This is a genomic window from Desulfovibrio sp. 7SRBS1 (assembly GCF_049723905.1).
GTDB lineage: Bacteria > Desulfobacterota > Desulfovibrionia > Desulfovibrionales > Desulfovibrionaceae.
In genome coordinates this window covers 3,856,164-3,873,193 of the sequence record NZ_JBJKFD010000001.1, presented here as the reverse complement: position 1 = coordinate 3,873,193, position 17,030 = coordinate 3,856,164, and the positions used below count along the sequence as shown (strand labels likewise).

Genomic DNA, 17,030 nt, shown 5'->3' with positions numbered 1-17,030 from the left:
GCGTGGGACATTCAACATCCGCCCGAAGGATGGACGCACGGTTTAAATTTCTCGTTTACCCCGTAAAAACTAAAAGTCGCCCCCCCCTTAAAACGTGGGGCCAAAGGCAACCCCCATGGAAAGCTTATGTCACAGCGTCCTTGTCCCCAAATTCCTCCTTTTCCAAAAAAGAGAAAGAATCGAGAAGAGCTATACAACTACATAATTCTTGAAAAAGAGGTTTCTTATCGAGATACAATCTATTGCCTTCGACTAAGCACAGTCCTTTTACTAAATCCATAAAGTCATCATCAGAGGACGTTGGAAACAAATTCAAATTTCCACTGTTCATATAACTTTTTATAGCGATACAAGACTCATAAAATTGTTCAACAAAAAGCATCCGAGGCTGGTCTCGTGGCTTGTTTATTCCTTGTACAAGCCCCTTAAATCTTTCCGGATAAAAGACATTAATAATACACACGGCAATATATATCTCTATTGGATAACTCCAAAACTCATGATCTTCCATACTACATTTTTCATTTTTAATAATCCAAAACTTACCATTAACATGCGAAACATCTTCTTTATTAGAATAAAATAAAACATGGTATGAACGAACAAAAAAATTTTCAACATCACGCAAAGTAGTTTTTCTCTTCTCAAAAAACAGCTTTATAAAATTATAGAACCTATCCTTAAACTGTCTAAAATCATTATTATCTGTGAGAGCATAAACATCTTCAGTAAGATATTCGATGAACATTTCAATACTAGGTTCTTGTATTTCATACTCAACATCTACAAAACGTCTAAGATACCCATCTGCAAAACGTGTGGAATCTTCTTCATTGCTGAAACCTCCATATCGGACTCTTACCATATCCCCAAGCTTATTTTTATCCACAGCCAAAACAAAAACAATGCCTGGAATACTGAAGAGATGCTTGACTGTTTCCAAAAGTTGAATGGCATATGATGGTTCACAGCGGTCCAGCTCATCTACAAAAAAATAAAAAGGAGCCTGGTGTCCACTTTCACATGCCGTTTGAACGAACGATTCAAGTGATTCTTTGAATTTTTTTAGCTGCTCTTTCAAAGTTCCGTGCCTACTGCAAATCAGATCAAAATACTCAGAGAGATTCTCAGTAGTTATTTCTGCGGCTGCCAACCCGACATGAACGCCAGGAGAGATATCAACGGGAAAATAAGATTTTGCTGTTGCAGCAATTTTCGTCAGGGCGCTTAAAACTTTTGGCCCTGCCTTCCGCAGCAAGATTTTTGTTTGCTCGAATTTGTTGGCTGGATTTGCATCCATAAATTCGTATATTTCACCAAGAAAGGCCACTAATGGCTCATTATTGAAATCATGCTCCCATGCATTAAAGAGAATGCATGGGTGTTTTTGGGATTCCAAATAAGCCTTCCACATGCGAATGAAAGAAGTTTTGCCACTTCCCCAATCCGCGCTCACGGTCATAACCAATGGCGTTTGCACATCCTTCATTATCTCAACTAAAGCGATAATATTTTCCTCACGCCCCAATTTATCCTCTTTAAAAGGATCATCTGAGGTGGCTTCGAGCGGCTTATTTTTACGAAACACCGTTGAGCCCTCCCGTAAGTCTATTTTGTAGTGAGATAGTTATAACCTGACAGGCAGGCCATGCAAAGAAAGTTTAGGCAGCGTTGAATAATTCTTGATTCGCCATGGATAAGCTTTTCTGTCCCTTTTCAATCAAGGAGGGGGGCTAAAGCAAGGCTGCCCAGAAAGGTCTGAGAGCAAGGCGTAAGAGAAATTTGGTCGCGACGCGTATTTCCTGATACGCGAGGGGCCAAATTTCTTGCAACAACGCAGCTATCGGGCCTTTATCGGCAGCCTAGTTAGTACAATTCCGTACTCGCAAGATGCTTCTCCAGCAGCTCGAGCCGTCCTTTCGGTGTTTCGCCCAGCTTTTCCACAGTAGCCAGCAGCAGTTCAACCGCGAACATGGTCCCTATCTGCGAGTTGAAAAAACTGACACCATCCGTCTGCACCACCAAGACTTCATCTGCATTATTCGCCACCGGAGCCGTCATGCGGTCGGTGATGACAATAAGCTTGGCCTTGGCGGACTGTGTCAGGGCCGCGACTTCCAGAGCCATACGGGAGTAGCGGTGAAAACTGAAAAGAACCACGCAATCTTCCTGGCTGATGTCCAGCATGGTTTCCAAGGCATCTGCATCGCCATGCATGTTGCGGATGACATTTGGCGTCATTTGCCCAAGCAACAAGGCCATCCAGCTTACAAAACTTTTACACCCGCGAAATCCGGTAATGTATTTATTGCGGCTGTTGAGAATAATTTGCGCGATGGTATCAAATTTGTTCTGATCATATGTGCCAATACAACTTTTTATACAATTTATAGATGAACTCAAATGCTTTTGCATCAGTTCGTTGCCATCGTACTCTTTTGGAAGTGCAAGTTTTTCAAGTGGTGACAGCAATGCATCCTGCCTGCTGCCCATCTGTTGCAAAACCTGCTGCTGCATGTCCTGCTGCAAATCAATATAGCCTTTATACCCCAAAGTACGGCAAAGCCGAATCACGGACGAGTCACTTATACCTGTCTGCTTGGCAATATCTGTGGCTGTCAAAAAACAAATGTTGTTTTTATTATTCAGAATGAACTCAGCGATAATGCGCTCTGTTTTTGTCAGCTTTGCTTTTTTTATTTTTTCTTCCAATCGGGTACTCATAATATCTCCATTGGCAGGTCCGTGCTCCTTACCAACAAAAAACACTTGGTATAGAACATGAAGTTACAAGGAACGGCAGGAACACCTGCATAGTCTAGCGTAAAAAGCAAATTCAATACAGATTATTCCTCGGTGCTGATCCGAGAGAGCACTGCTCTTGGGTTCCGAAAAAATATTTTCACCATTGGATTCCGGCATTTCCAATATGCATTGCGCGAGGTGCGGCGCCTACCGTTCTTCTTCATCTTGCAACCTTCCCCCGGTCCTCTCAAGTTCTGTTTGCAGTGTATACAGGCAGCGCGTGTCGTGCCCAAGAACTCCACAGACAAAAAAGACCAACAAATACAGCGCTGTCTGGCCTGGGCGAGCCACTGTAAACAGTCCAAAGCAGATTGCCCGGCATGGAGGCGTATTTTTCAAATTCGTGGATATTCGCAAAATAAAAACACATGTTTTGCGAATATCTTACCAAAAACAACTATCCTTTGCGCAACAAGATCTTCACCACAAAAAGTATTCAATAACGTCGGAAGGATACGGCATTTTTTTATTTGACTAAAAGCACGGGTCATGGTTTATGTCGAATTGTCTTCAATAATAAAACAAAAAGTCGACGACTCAACAATAGTTAGAGGGATGATCCATAAGGAGTCAACATATACGTGTAAGTCAGGATAGTTAACGTCACCATCTGGAGGATTCATGAGAAAGGTCTCGCTCGCTGGAAAAGTGTTCATTGGGTTTGCCGTCGGCATTGTGCTCGGCTTAATTTTTCAGGAAAAAATACTGGCAATCAAACTTGTCGGCGATATTTTCCTCAGCCTCATCAAAATGCTTGTGGTTCCGCTGGTTTTTTTCTCTATCGCCAGCAGTGTTTCCGGTATTGAGAGCATAACCAAACTCAAAAAAATGGGTGGAAAGGTTCTTCTCTATTATGTCGGAACAACGCTGATTTGTGCGGCTATCGGCATTGCTGCCGCAAATATTTTCTCTCCCGGGGTCGGATTCACTCTGGAAAGCCTCGCAGGCGCCGGTACCGTGTCGCACTCGGCCACCACGCCTGGTTTTGCTTCCACCATCCTCAGCATGATTCCCACAAACCCCTTCAAGGCCTTTTCCGAAGGCAAACTCATTCAGATCATCATCTTCGCCCTGTTCCTGGGCACAGCCATCACCGGACTCGGTGCCAGCGTTTCCACGGTGAAAAAATTCATCGACGAGGGAAACAAGCTCATGATCCGCATCACCGGCATGGTCATGGAACTTTCCCCCTATGGTGTGGCGGCGCTTATCGCCTGCTCGGTCGGCAAATACGGTCTTGAAGTTTTCGGCCCCCTGGGCAAGCTGGTCGGCGCCTTGTACCTGGCCGCACTCGTGGTGATGGTCTGTCTGTACATTCCCATGCTGCGCCTCATCGGCAAGGTTTCCATCAAGGACTTTTTCCGCCACATGGGCAAGGTCATGGTAATGACCATCAGCACCACCAGCAGTGCGGGAACCATGCCCCTGACCTTGAAGACAATGACCGACGATTTCAAGGTGCGTGCCGAACTCGCCGAATTCACCATTCCGCTGGGCACGGTCATCAACATGAACGGAGCCGTGCTGTATTACTCCATGGCTGTCGCTTTCGTGGCCCAGATTTACAACATAGACCTTTCCCTTGCCCAGCAAATCTATCTGGTTCTGTTTGGCTCTGTCATTGCCATGGGCTCCCCCGGTATCCCCGGCGGCGGCATCGTCATGACCATGGTGCTTCTGTCCTTCATGAATCTTCCCCTGGAAATCATGGGCCTCATTGCCGGTGTCTACCGCCTCTTCGACATGTGCAACACCACGCTGAACGTCGTTGGCGATGCGGTATCGACCCTGTGCATTGCAAGTACCGACCATATGATAGGTGACGAAATAATCGTCCCAGCCCAAGATCAGCCCCAGAGCCAGGCGTAATTAAAAACAACGGAGACGATCACATGTTGCAACACACACCCCAAGGGGAACTGTTTCCTGAAGCTCTTTCCCAAGCCATCAAAGAAAAATTCTACTGGGTCGATGAAGACTACACCGGCACCAAACGTCTCTTCTTTGAAAACGCTGGCGGCTCCTTCACTCTGAAGCAGGCCGAACAGGACTATGTTCACATGGAACGTATCGGGGATTGCCCGGAACGCACCAGCAAGACCGCAGATTACCTGAACTCGGTTATCGACAAGGGAATCAACGACGTCCGTTGCATGCTCAACGCGAAAGGCGGCAGCGTGATCACCATGCTGACGGCTTCGCAGGTCATTTACGAGATGACCCGCGTTGCTGCCGAAAATCTGCCGGGAAAAAACATCGTAACCACAGCGCTTGAACATCCCTCTGCCTACGACTCTGCAAAATACTATGCGGAGAAGACAAACCGGGAATTCCGCGTTGCCAAGACCAATCCGGAAACCGGCGGCGTGGACGTGGACGAAGTGGTTGGCCTGGTGGACGAAGACACCTGTTTTCTCAGCGTCATCTACGCCTCGAACATCTCCGGCTCCATCCTCGATATCGAACAGATCGTAGCCAAGGCCAGAGCCAAGAAGCCCGATCTGTACATCATTGTGGATGCGGTTCAGCACGTGCCCCACGGCCTGGTGGACCTGCAGAAAACCCCGGTGGACGCCATCAACTTCGCCCCGTACAAGTTCTGCGGCCTGCGCGGGCTCGGTGTCGGCTGGGTGTCCGACCGTTTCGCATCCCTGCCCCACCACAAGCTGGCTGCCAAGCCCGCGGGCGAATGGGAGCTGGGCAGTCCCGCACCGGCACAGTATGCAGGTGTTTCCGCCATTGTGGATCATGTCTGCTGGATCGGCGAGCAGTTTGAAAAAAAGAACATGCGTCGGGAAGCATTTGCCCTGGGCATGGAAAAAATCGCCCAGCACGAGCGGGCACTGATGCAGCACTTGCTGGAAGGCACCCCGGAACTTCCCGGACTGCGCCACATGGACGGTGTGGAGGTTTTTCTCGACTACCCCGACCTCAGCACCCGGGACTTCATCGTGGCCTGTGCCATCAAAGGGCTGGAATGCGCCGAAGCAGTTGAAAAATATGCGGAAATGGACGTAACCGTATACGAACGCGTGGCCTCCAGCCTCTATTCCAAACGCATGCTCGACTCCTTCGGTCTGGAAGGCACTTTGCGCATCTCCCCATTCCACTGCCATACAGTGGAAGATGTGGACCAGTTTCTGCGCATCACTGCCGAGCTGATAAAAAAACAAAAGTAAGAGCAAACCCTCTGTAGGTTTTGCAGAAAGCTTCTCCCTTCTCCCCTCCCCCCTTCCGCTTCATGGAAAAGGCCCCCTGGAACTCCGGGGGGCCTTACTTTTTTAAGGAAAAACGAAGGGGAAAAGGCATGTGGGGGAGGAGGAAACTTTTGCAAAAGTTTGAAGTGCTATGGTTTGTGTTGCCACAGCGCCGCAGCGTACGATCCCGGTCTGGAGAAGAGGATGTGGGACTAACATAAGCCATGGTGTCCCTTCGGGCAGTTTTCAAACACAGGCACGTCGAATTATCCGGAAACAGTGGGGAAACCCGGAAAGGCCCCGGTTTCCCCGTTTGTTTCCGGAACCTTCCCCTCCCTTTCCGGCCCTAAGGGGCCGCAGGTATCTGGCAATACGTCATTGCCGCCTCTTTGTACCCGGTCAGGTGAGATAGGGCCCTTGCGCCATAGGTTCGCAGGCTGCATTTCAAATTTTAACACCACAGTTATGCCACGCCCCAATTCTTGGGGACGTGGCAAATAAAAGGCCTTTGCGTGGGACATTCAACATCCGCCCGAGGGATGGACGCACGGTTTAAATTTTTCGTTTACCCCGTAAAAACTAAAAGTCTCCTCCCCCTTTAAAACGTGGGTCCAGGGGCATCATGCCCCTGGCGGAGTCCAGAGGCAGCGCCTCTGGTCTGACTTTCTTTCAACAACGCAGCTATCAGGCCTTTATAGGCCGCCTAAAAAACTTAGTTCATCTCAAACAACGCCGCCGTCTCCACATGTGGCGTATGCGGAAACAAGTCCACGGGCACGGCCTTTTTGAGTGTATACTTGGACGAGAGGATGCGGCTGTCGCGTCCCAGCGTGGCCGGGTCGCACGACACGTACACAATGCGCCGGGGGGCAAGCTCCATGATGCGTTCCAGCACCTGGGGCTTCATGCCGCTGCGGGGCGGGTCCGTGACTATTACGTCCGGGTGACGGCGTTCGTTCTTCAGCAGCTTGAGCACGTCGCCTGCCACGAACTTGCAGTTGTCAAGGCCGTTGGCCTTGGCGTTCACCTTGGCGTCGCGCGCCGCCTGTTTGGAAATTTCACAGCCGCTCACCTCTTCGGCGTGGCGGGCCAGTTGCAAGGCTATGGAGCCCACGCCGCAAAAGAGATCCAGCACGTATTCGCTGCCTTGCAGGTCGGCCATGTTCAGCACCTGGGCATACAGCTGCTGTGCCGTGGGCGTATTGGTCTGAAAGAACGAATCACTCACCAGCCGGAAACGCAGCCCGTCCATTTCCTCGAAAATGAATCCCGAACCATGCACGGCAAAGGACTCTTCGGCCTGGGCCAGTTTGTCGCGCCGGGAGCGGATACCCAGCGTAATGGTACTGATGTCGTCAAACCGTGCCAGCAGGGCCTCGGCCAACGGCTCGATGACCTGGTCCAGCTTGCCGCCCTTTCCGGCAATGAGATGCACCAGAAACTGCCCCCGCTGGTTGCGGCGCAGCACCAAGTGCCGCCACACGCCGCTCCCGTTGGTCCGGTCGTAGGCTGGCAGGCCCGAGGCCCGGCAGTGTTCGCGCACGGTCTGCACAATATCCATGGCAGGCTCCGGCATCAGCTTGCAATGCTCAGCGTTCATCACCAGTTCCGAGCCACGGCGCTTCAGCCCCAGATGCAGGGCCGGGCCCTGGTCGGAAAAGGCGAACTCCATCTTGTTGCGGAAATTCTGCATGTCGAACGACGGTATGGTCTGCTCCACCAAATCTTCGCAGTCCAGGCCGCCCAGGCGTTGCAGGCTGTCGGCCACAAAGCGGCGCTTCCAGTACAGCTGACGCTGATAATCCAGATGCTGCCACCGGCAGCCGCCGCAATCGCCAAAGTGCGGACAGAACGGCTCGGCCGGATGGTCCGGTTCGCTGAGCGTCTTGACCATGACCGCCTCGGCAAAGCGCTTGCCCACCTTTTCCACGCGGGCGCGCATCTTCTGACCGGGCAGGCCGTCTTGGACGAAAACGGCCAATCCGTCCACGCGGCATACGGCTTTTCCGCCCGTGGCCAAAGCATCGGCCGTACAATCTATAATATCGCCGGGTTTCAACTGCGGTTTCGGCGTGGACATAATTTTCTCCTTGGATGATGCGGCCGCAGGGCAAGGCCCCGGACGGTCCGCTTTATTTCGTAATGGGGTTGGCGTAGGCTTACGTATATATGATAGACAAGACCAACGCCATCCGCACAGTGCAGGAACGTATGGCCGGGCTACCGGTGGGCCACGCTCTGGACATGCGTACCTACAAGCGCGACCGCTCGGTCGTCCTGGTCCGCCAGGACGGGGACCGGGATTCCGTGCTTATTATTGAAAACGGCTTTGCGCAAGAACGCTTTTGCGTGCCTCTGGGCAAGCTGGACAAGGCCCTGAAAAAAATACTCCGCCGCGAGTTCCCCCGCAGCACGAAAATACGCCTCTACGACCTGGGGGAATTTCACGAAAACAAAGCCGAGCTGCAACGCAAAAAAATTTAGGCGGATTTGCTACAAAGAAGCTCTCCGACCTTTATCGGCAGCCCGAGGCAGTGTATAAGAAACTATCTGCGTCCGCACCGGAACGGATGGTTCAAGAAAAATATTCATGGAAGGTTCACCTATGAACGGTTCGCTTCTCGCCAAATTTCGCACGCTGCACACCGCCTGGAAAGGCGCGATTATCGTTGGAATCCTGTTCGTACTGTACACCATCGTAGGATTTTTCGCCGTAGGTCCCATTGCCAGGGGCTACCTGGAAAAAACCCTCACCGAGACAACGCACCGCCAGACCACCATCGAACGCCTGGACTTCAACCCCCTTACCCTTGCCGCCACCGTCACCAATTTCAGGATGCAGGAACCCACGGGCAACGCCACCTTTGTTTCCATGGGCCAGCTGTATCTGAACATGTCCACGTATTCGCTGTTCATCCTCGGCCCCTATGTGCAGGAGCTGAGCTTTACAGAACCTTATGTCCACATAGCACTGAATGCACCGGGAAAATACAATTTTTCCGACCTTATTGCCCCGGACCAGACGAACGCCACGCAAACGGCTGCGCCCGAGAAAAAAGAAAAGAAAGGGAAACTCTTCCCCTGGTTGCTGGAAAACTTCGCCATAGACAAGGGGCGCATAGAGTTCGACAACCAAGTGGTAGGCGCCCACCATGTGTTGTCCGACCTGGAAGCCAGGGTGCCGTTTTCCTCCACCCTGGAAAAATACATAACAAATTATACCAAGCCCTATCTTGCCGGTCTGCTCAACGGTACCCCCTTTCGCTTGGAAGGCAAGACACTTCCGTTTGAAACTTCCAGGCACACGGAATTCGACATCAAACTGGCCGCGCTGGACCTGCGCGACTACTGGAAATATCTGCCCCTGGCCCAAACCATGAAGCTGGACAAGGGCACCTTTACCAGCAATCTCGAACTGGTTTTCGAACGCACGGACAAGGTTGAGCCCGTGCTGTATTTCCAGGGCAACGCCTCGGTAAAGGACTTTTCCCTCAGCCCGCTGCAGGGCGATCCGTTTCTGAAATTTTCCGCGCTGGACCTGGACCTGCGCAAGGTCTGGCCGCTCCTCCGCATCTTCCAATTCGACGCCATCAGCCTGGACAAGCCGTATGTGGCTTTGCACCGCGACGCCAACGGCACGCTGGACCTTGTTACGCGGTTCACCAAACCATTTGGCATCGACGCCGGCGCGCCTGCGCCCGCGCCTTCGGACGCGCCTTTGGAAGCATTGGGCCCCGCACAGACGAAAGAAAACAAAACCCCGGAAGTGAAGCTGGAACTGGTGATGGACGCCGTGGACCTGCGCGACGGAACCATCCGCTTTGCCGACGACTCCGGGCAGGGAACCTTTAAAAAGACCATAAGCGACCTGAACATCGGGGTCGGCAACTTCACACTGGCCCAAGGCTCGCCCGCCTCTTTCCAGGCTGCACTCAGGCTGGGCCCGAACGAACGTCCGGGCAACGAACGTCTGCCCAACGAACATCTGGAAATACAGGGCCACCTTTCTCCCCTGCCGTTTTCCATGAACGCCACCATCACGGCCAGCAACATGGATATCTCCAGCTATGCCCCGTACTATGCCGCCTTCTCCCCGGTGCATGTGGACTCGGGCAAGGCAGGACTGCATTCCGGCCTTTTCATCTCCACTGGCAATGCCACCCGGATTCTCATTGAAAATGCCACGGCCACGGTGGACGCGCTCCATCTGTCCGATCCCAGGGGCGGGAAAAAAGGGGCGTCTGTGCTGCAACTGCCGGAGTTCAAGCTCTCCGGAATGGATATGGACGTAACGGGCAGGCAGCTGCACATTGCCAACATCCTGTTGGCCAACGCCACCACGCAGATTATCCGGGAAAAGGACGGCTCCATCTATCCGGTCCGGCTGTTCACCCGGCAGACAGAAAAAGAGACTACGGCCACTGCGCCCGCTGCCACACCCAACGCCACAAAAGAAGAAGCCGGTCCGTTCAACGCAACCGTGGATTCCGTTGCCCTGCGCGACTGGGATCTCACCTTCCGCGACCGTGCCGCGCCCGGCAAGGCGAGAATCCGCCTTGCGCCCCTGACCATCGAGGTCAGCGACATTTCCTCGGACCTGTCCCAGACCATGCGGGTCAATGCGGCCATGCGCATCAACGGCAAGGGCGGCCTCAAGGCCGGTGCCGATGTGCATCCCGCCCCGCTGGCCGTGCAGGGCGACCTGGACCTGAGCAAACTGGCCCTGGATATCATCAACGGGTATATTCCCGAAGACGCGGGGTTGCGCCTCAGCCAGGGCGACCTGAACATCACGGGCAACTACGACCTGCGCCAAAACAGCAAGGGCAAGGCTCCGGGGCTGGACATCGAATTCAAGGGCGGGCTGAACGTGGAGGACATGCAGACCAGCCACATCTCCCCGGATGTTCCGCTCTCCACCCTCTCCCTGCTGAACGTACGCAACATGCGGCTGGGACTGCACCTGCCGGAGAATGCAGACAATGCCACGGGCGACGCGGCGCAACCGCATATTGAATTCAACGGCGACGTCGTCCTCTCCAATGCCAAAGCCTATACCGTGGACGGCAAGCAGCTGGCGACGCTGGACAGCCTGAACGCCACGCGCATCGCCTTTGCCCAGCTCCCGCGCACTCTGTCCATCGGCACTCTGACCATCCAGGGGCCCAAGGCCGACCTCATCCGCCTGAAAGACGGGAGCATGAACACTTCGCAGCTCTTTCCGGGCAAGGACAACGCCACCCGGCCCGCTGCGGAAAATGCAACGCAGGCCGTTGCCGCCTCTCCCGCTCCCCTGACAATGGGAAATGCAACTGTACCAAACGTAGTACCGGCCCAGCCTAAAGAACGGGCCTTCGCCTCCATGCTCATAACCAATGCCACGCTGCAGGGCGGACAGCTCCGCTTTACCGACCACAGCGTCGCCCCGGTCTTTGCGCTGACAGTGGACGAATTCACGGGCCGCATGGACCGCTTCTCCCTGGAGCCCGGTTCCCATTCCATATTCAACATGCACGCCCTGGTGGACGGACAGGCTCCCTTCAATGTCGAAGGCGAGGCCAACCCACTGGAACGGGCCGTGCACACGGTTCTGCAGGTCACCATCGACAACTTCAACCTGCCTGCGCTCTCGCCCTATACTATTGATAGTCTGGCCTACCCCGTGGCCACAGGCAAACTGCACGGGCGCACCAGCATGACCATTCAGCAGGAAGTGCTGAACGCGGAAAACATCTTTCAGCTGGACCGCTTCTCCCTTGGCGACCACGTGGCCAGCCCCAACGCGGCCAACGTACCCATCAAGCTGGCGTTGGCGCTGCTGCAGGACTCCAACGGCGACATGGAAATCGACGTGCCCATCAAGGGGCGCCTCGATGATCCCGACTTCCGCCTGGGCAAGATGATCATGCGGGCCATCATCGGCCTGTTCAGCAATATCGTCACCTCGCCCTTCAACCTGCTGGGCAATATTGTGGGCCTGGCTGGCAGCGGCGACGAAATCAGCGTGGTCGAGTTCGTGCCGGGCAGCAACAAGCTGTCCGAGCAGGACATTGGTAACCTCACCGAACTGGGCAAGGCAATGAAGAAACGACCGCGCCTGGAAATGGTGGTGAACGGCTTTATCGATCCGGACAAGGACGCAGCAGCCATCGGCAGGCAACGTCTGACCCGGCACCTGGACAAACTGCGGGGCGGAAACGGCACCGACGAAAACGGCGAAATTGTCACCATAGAAGGCCCCGACCGAGCCAGGCTCGTCCAAAGGGTCTTTTCCAAGTCGGCCCTGAAAGAACAGGAAAAAGTGCAAGACCCGACGCCAGAGCAGATGGAACAAATGCTGGTGCAGACCATGCTGCCCACGCCGGAGGAATTGTCCGAGCTGGCACAGACTCGGGCCAAGGTGGTGCGCGATTATCTCATCGGCCAGGCAGACATCGACCGCAAACGGATATTCCTCAAGTACACGCGCGCCGACGTGCCGCCCCGCATCAAGGGCGGCGTGCGCAGCCGCGTGGAAATGTCCCTAAAATGATGATGTAGGGTGGAGGAAATAAAGAATGAGCGAGGGGAAGAACCTCTTTTTAAAGAGGTTTTCCCCTCGCGCTCCCCTTTCCAGAAATTTTTATTATTTAATTTGATCAGATAAGACAGCACAAATTAATTCTTCCAGACTGACGAAAAAGAGTGCGAGAGCAAGACGCAAGAAAAAAACAAGATCGACGCGTATTTCCTGATACGCAAGGGCTTGTTTTTTTTTTGAAGCAACGCCGCTATCGTACCTTTATCGTCAGTCTGGCAAGGCGTAAGGGAAAATAAATCGCTATGTGTACTCTTCAAGTACACGAGAGACTTTATTTTTACCGCAGCAACGAAGCTATTGGACCTTTCCCGGCAGCCTGAAACCTCTTAAAAGAGGTTCTTCCCCTGCGCTCCCCTTTCCAGAAATTTTTATTCAACTAGATAAGACAACACAATTAATTCTTCCAGACTGACGAAAAAGAGTGCGAGAGCAAGACGCAAGAAAAAAACAAGATCGACGCGTATTTCCTTATACGCAAGGGCTTGTTTTTTTTGAAGCAACGCCGCTATCGTACCTTTATCGTCAGTCTGGCAAGGCGTAAGGGGAAATAAATCGCTATGTGTACTCTTCAAGTACACGAGAGACTTTATTTTTACCGCAGCAACGAAGCTATTGGACCTTTCCCGGCAGCCTGAAATCTCTTAAAAGAGGTTCTTCCCCTGCGCTCCCCTTTCCAGAAATTTTTAATATCGAAACAGCACAAAGACTCTCCCTGCAAACTCATATTTTCTAGGCTGCCCAAAGAAATTACGAGAACTAAGGCCTTATTATGTTTCTTTCTTCCCGGGCTGCAGGAAAGCGTGCGAGAGCAAGACACCAAGTTGAGTTTGTGAAGCAACAACGTTATCGTGCTTTTTTCCAGCAACCCGGACCGGACGCAATGGATTCAATGCCCCTCCCCAAAATGGGACACAGCGCCGGGGAACCGTATTCCAACTCACTTCACCAAGGCCGTTAATGAAAGCTCAATTCAGGAACAAGAATTTCTACCTTATGGTTTCCGGCGATGCCATCCTGTTCGCCTTTTCCGTCTGTCTTGCCTATCTGGCGCGTTTTGAATTCACGCCTGAGTTTTTCTTTCTGGCCCAGATGTTCACGGTTCTGCCGCTCTTTGTCCTTATCAAAAGCGGAATCTACTTTCTGTTCGGCCAATACAGGGGCATGTGGCGCTATACCAGCTTTTACGAACTGCTGAACCTGGGCAAGGCGGCCGGTGCGGCCTCCCTGGTGCTGGTGGCGGTCATCCTGTATGTGCGCGGTTTCAGCGACTTTCCCCGCTCCATTTTTCTCATAGACTGCCTGCTGACCATTTTTCTCACCACCGGGCTGCGCCTCGGCATCCGCCGCTATTTCGAAGCCGGTTCACTGCGCGGCTTTGGAGCCGACCTGCTGCATCTGGTCAGAAAACCCCGGCAGGGCAAGCGCATCATCATTCTGGGCGCGGGACTGGCCGGAGAGCAGATTCTTCGGGAAATGTTGAAGCAGAACCTGGGCTATCTGCCCGTGGGCTTTCTGGACGACAACCCGGCCCGATGGGGACGCCTGATCCACGGCACCCCGGTGCTGGGCGAAATATCCAAGCTGGCCGACTTTGCCCGCCAGGAAAATGCCGAGGAAGTGCTTATTGCCCGCCCTTCGGCCACGGGCGACGAGATGCGGACCATGATGGAGCAGTGCGAACAGGCCGGGCTGCGCTACCGCACCCTGCCCAGCCTGGGCGAGCTCATCGACGGCAAGGTCAGCGTAAAGGCCCTGCGCGACGTCAATTTGCAGGACTTGCTGGGCCGCGAGCAGGTGGACCTGGAAACGGAACGCATCAGCGGCTACATCACGGACAAGGTCGTGATGGTCACGGGCTGCGGCGGGTCCATCGGGTCGGAACTGTGCCGCCAGATCATACGTTTTGCACCCAAGCTGCTTATCCTGTTCGATTCCAGCGAGTTCAACCTCTACTCCATCCAGATGGAGCTGCACCACGGCCACGGCTTTGAAAACTACCTGACCGTGCTCGGCCAGCTCCAGGACCAGAAGCTGCTGGAAAAAACATTTACCGAACACAAGCCGCAGGTCGTATTTCACGCGGCCGCCTACAAACACGTCCCCCTGCTGGAAAAAAACCCGTGGGAGGCCGTAACCAACAACATCGTGGCCAGCCGGGCCGTAATGCGCACTGCCGTTCGCCACAAGGTGGAGCGGTTCGTTCTGGTCTCCACAGACAAGGCGGTTCGCCCCACCAACGTCATGGGCACTTCCAAGCGGGTTACGGAAATCATCCTGCAATCGCTCATCGGCGGCCCCACCAAGTTCATGGCCGTGCGTTTCGGCAACGTCATCGGCTCGTCAGGCTCGGTCATCCCCCTGTTTCTGGAACAGATACGCCGGGGCGGCCCGGTCACCGTGACCCACCCGGAAGTAACGCGCTATTTTATGACCATTCCCGAGGCTTCCCAGCTTATCCTGCAGGCCGGTGCCATGGGCGGGCAGGGAGAGCTGTTCCTGCTCAAGATGGGCCAGCCCGTAAAAATAGCGGACATGGCGCGCGACCTCATCCGCCTTTCCGGCAAGGACCCGGACAGGGACATCACCATAAAATTCACCGGCCTGCGCGACGGGGAAAAACTCTACGAGGAGTTGATCACCGAGGGCGAAGATGTTGTTGAGACCACCCACGGGAAAATCATGGAGCTGCGGGCGGACGGCCCCTGGTATGGGCACGCCACCCGGGCGGAGCTGGAAAGCTGGCTGGATGCGCGCATCGACGAACTTCTTGCCCTGGCACGCGATTTCAACAATCGGGGCATAAAGAAAAAGCTGGTGGAAATGGTCCCCGAATATACGCCGGAAGAAAATACCAGTATTTTCAAATGTTAAAATAAAGCGGCAAGCAGGGAGCGCTTTTTATGACTGCCCGATCGTACTTTTTTTCCTCTCCTTGAGGTGACTCCTACTTCTTCCTGCGCTAGGATGTTGTTCCCTTCGAAATGAATAGTTGAAAATTAAGGCGCTGCTTCATGCCCACATTCAATATCCCCGAGTACCGGGTACATATCGACCAGCTCAAACCGGGTGTTTTCATCAGGATGGAAAGCCTGTGGTTCAACCATCCTTTTCTTTTCAACCGGTTCAAGATCAAAAACGTCCAGCAGATACAGATGCTTCGCGACGCCGGAATAGAGGAAGTGATTTGCGTCCCCTCCAAAAGCGACGCCCTGCCCAGCTCGCAGAAGCCGGCCCAGATGAAGAAGAAGCCCAAAGAGGAAAAGGCGGAGAAAGACCCGGCCACCGAGGAGATGTGGAAGATCAAGCAGCAGCGCATTGAAAAACTCAAGGCCAAGCGCAAGGAAATTGCCCGCTGCGAGGAAAAATACCAGAAGAGCATTGCCAACGTCCCCACCATGCTCAACGGCATCATCAGCGGTTCCACCCAGGCTGTGGAACAGGCGCACGAGCTGGTGGACGAAATGGTCGCCACATTCATGGACGAAACCGACGCCGTGGTCCACCTCATGGAATCCAAGGCCACCGAGGAGGGCATGTACTTCCACGCCCTGAACGTGTCGGTGCTCGCCCTCATGATAGGCAAGGAAATGAAATTCTCCACGGAACAGCTCAAGGACCTGGGCATGGGAGCCTTGTTCCACGACGTGGGCAAATGCCGCATAGAAAAGAAAATTCTGCGCAAACCGCCGCCATTCACCAAGCTGGAGCTGCAGATCATCCACCTGCATCCCAAGTACGGTGTGGAAATCGCGCTCAAGGCCAAGACCTTTTCCAACGAAGCGCTTAAGGTCATCTTTCAGCACCACGAACGCATGAACGGCAAGGGCTATCCCAAGGCGCTGAACGGCAGCAAGATCTCGCTCTCCGCCCGCATCGCTGCCATTGCGGACATGTACGACAACCTGGTCAACAATCCCAGCCAAGCCAAGGCGCTGACCCCGTATCAGGCCCTGTCCTACATGTTTGCCAAGCAGAAAAACTTTCTGGACATGAACGTGCTCTCCTCGTTCATCCGCTGCATCGGCATCTACCCTCCCGGCACCATCGTGCAGCTGTCCAACGACGTTCTTGCCATCGTCATTGCGGTCAATCCGGACAACCCGCTCAAGCCGTCCCTGCTCATCTACGACCCGGAAATCCCCAAAGACGAAGCCATCATCTTCGGAATGGAGGAGGACCCGGAACTAGACGTGGTCCGGAGCATCGCTCCCTACGAGCTGCCACCGGAAATTTTCCGCTATCTCAATCCGAGAACGCAGCTCAACTACTTTGTAGACACCCCCGGAGAAGGGCCTGCCGAATAGCAGGGCTGTTCCGGCTGCAAACGGACATTCAAAACAACGTTTTCCCCAGGGCAACGGCTGCTGGCCGACGGAATGGAGCCGTCCCACCGGACCGACCTGAAATGCTTTTCGGCCTGCTTTCCGGCCTTTGCATCCAGCCACGGG

General features: G+C 53.7%; 9 protein-coding genes. 6 read left to right on the top strand and 3 right to left on the bottom strand.

The window, feature by feature from the left end; genetic code table 11:
• Positions 1 to 124: 124 nt before the first annotated feature.
• Both ACI0FJ_RS17165 and ACI0FJ_RS17160 read right to left on the bottom strand, forming a co-directional pair.
• Positions 125 to 1,588 (bottom strand): KAP family P-loop NTPase fold protein, encoded by a 1,464-nt coding sequence (locus ACI0FJ_RS17165; protein WP_424305380.1) that lies wholly within the window; start codon positions 1,586 to 1,588, stop codon positions 125 to 127.
• A 278-nt stretch (positions 1,589 to 1,866) separates the two neighbouring features.
• Positions 1,867 to 2,712: a MurR/RpiR family transcriptional regulator gene (locus ACI0FJ_RS17160; RefSeq protein ID WP_424305378.1), complete on the bottom strand. Its 846-nt coding sequence runs from the start codon at positions 2,710 to 2,712 to the stop codon at positions 1,867 to 1,869.
• 714 nt (positions 2,713 to 3,426) lie between these two features.
• Here ACI0FJ_RS17160 and ACI0FJ_RS17155 point away from each other — a divergent pair.
• Together ACI0FJ_RS17155 and ACI0FJ_RS17150 are read left to right on the top strand one after the other, a co-directional pair.
• Positions 3,427 to 4,674 (top strand): dicarboxylate/amino acid:cation symporter, encoded by a 1,248-nt coding sequence (locus ACI0FJ_RS17155; RefSeq protein WP_424305376.1) that lies wholly within the window; start codon positions 3,427 to 3,429, stop codon positions 4,672 to 4,674.
• Between the two features lie 23 nt (positions 4,675 to 4,697).
• Complete coding sequence (locus ACI0FJ_RS17150) at positions 4,698 to 5,984, top strand: aminotransferase class V-fold PLP-dependent enzyme (RefSeq protein ID WP_424305374.1); 1,287 nt, start codon at positions 4,698 to 4,700, stop codon at positions 5,982 to 5,984.
• A gap of 730 nt (positions 5,985 to 6,714) precedes the next feature.
• On the opposite strand, the gene rlmD is transcribed toward ACI0FJ_RS17150, so the two are convergent.
• On the bottom strand, positions 6,715 to 8,082 hold the full coding sequence (gene rlmD / locus ACI0FJ_RS17145) for a 23S rRNA (uracil(1939)-C(5))-methyltransferase RlmD (protein WP_424305372.1): 1,368 nt from the start codon (positions 8,080 to 8,082) through the stop codon (positions 6,715 to 6,717).
• 89 nt (positions 8,083 to 8,171) lie between these two features.
• On the opposite strand from rlmD, the gene ACI0FJ_RS17140 reads away from it, so the two are divergent.
• From ACI0FJ_RS17140 to ACI0FJ_RS17125, 4 genes are all read left to right on the top strand, one after another.
• Positions 8,172 to 8,486, top strand: a complete 315-nt coding sequence (locus ACI0FJ_RS17140) for a hypothetical protein (RefSeq protein ID WP_424305370.1) — start codon at positions 8,172 to 8,174, stop codon at positions 8,484 to 8,486.
• A gap of 121 nt (positions 8,487 to 8,607) precedes the next feature.
• Positions 8,608 to 12,534 carry a DUF748 domain-containing protein gene (locus ACI0FJ_RS17135; protein WP_424305368.1) on the top strand — a complete coding sequence of 1,309 codons (3,927 nt, stop codon included), beginning with the start codon at positions 8,608 to 8,610 and terminating at the stop codon, positions 12,532 to 12,534.
• Positions 12,535 to 13,539: 1,005 nt separating this feature from the next.
• Entirely contained in the window at positions 13,540 to 15,453 is a 1,914-nt protein-coding gene (locus tag ACI0FJ_RS17130; RefSeq protein ID WP_424305366.1) for a polysaccharide biosynthesis protein, read from the top strand.
• Positions 15,454 to 15,593: 140 nt separating this feature from the next.
• A complete protein-coding gene (locus tag ACI0FJ_RS17125; protein ID WP_424305364.1) occupies positions 15,594 to 16,886 on the top strand; it encodes an HD-GYP domain-containing protein in 1,293 nt (430 codons plus the stop codon).
• The last annotated feature ends 144 nt before the right edge of the window (positions 16,887 to 17,030 follow it).

What these genes read in the sequence shown, in the direction of transcription:
- ACI0FJ_RS17130 (WP_424305366.1), top strand. Translation starts at nt 13,540, where the DNA reads ATGAAAGCTCAATTCAGGAACAAGAATTTCTACCTTATGGTTTCCGGC.
- ACI0FJ_RS17155 (WP_424305376.1), top strand. Translation starts at nt 3,427, where the DNA reads ATGAGAAAGGTCTCGCTCGCTGGAAAAGTGTTCATTGGGTTTGCCGTC.
- ACI0FJ_RS17140 (WP_424305370.1), top strand. Translation starts at nt 8,172, where the DNA reads ATGATAGACAAGACCAACGCCATCCGCACAGTGCAGGAACGTATGGCC.
- ACI0FJ_RS17135 (WP_424305368.1), top strand. Translation starts at nt 8,608, where the DNA reads ATGAACGGTTCGCTTCTCGCCAAATTTCGCACGCTGCACACCGCCTGG.
- ACI0FJ_RS17150 (WP_424305374.1), top strand. Translation starts at nt 4,698, where the DNA reads ATGTTGCAACACACACCCCAAGGGGAACTGTTTCCTGAAGCTCTTTCC.
- rlmD (WP_424305372.1), bottom strand. Translation starts at nt 8,082, where the DNA reads ATGTCCACGCCGAAACCGCAGTTGAAACCCGGCGATATTATAGATTGT.
- ACI0FJ_RS17125 (WP_424305364.1), top strand. Translation starts at nt 15,594, where the DNA reads ATGCCCACATTCAATATCCCCGAGTACCGGGTACATATCGACCAGCTC.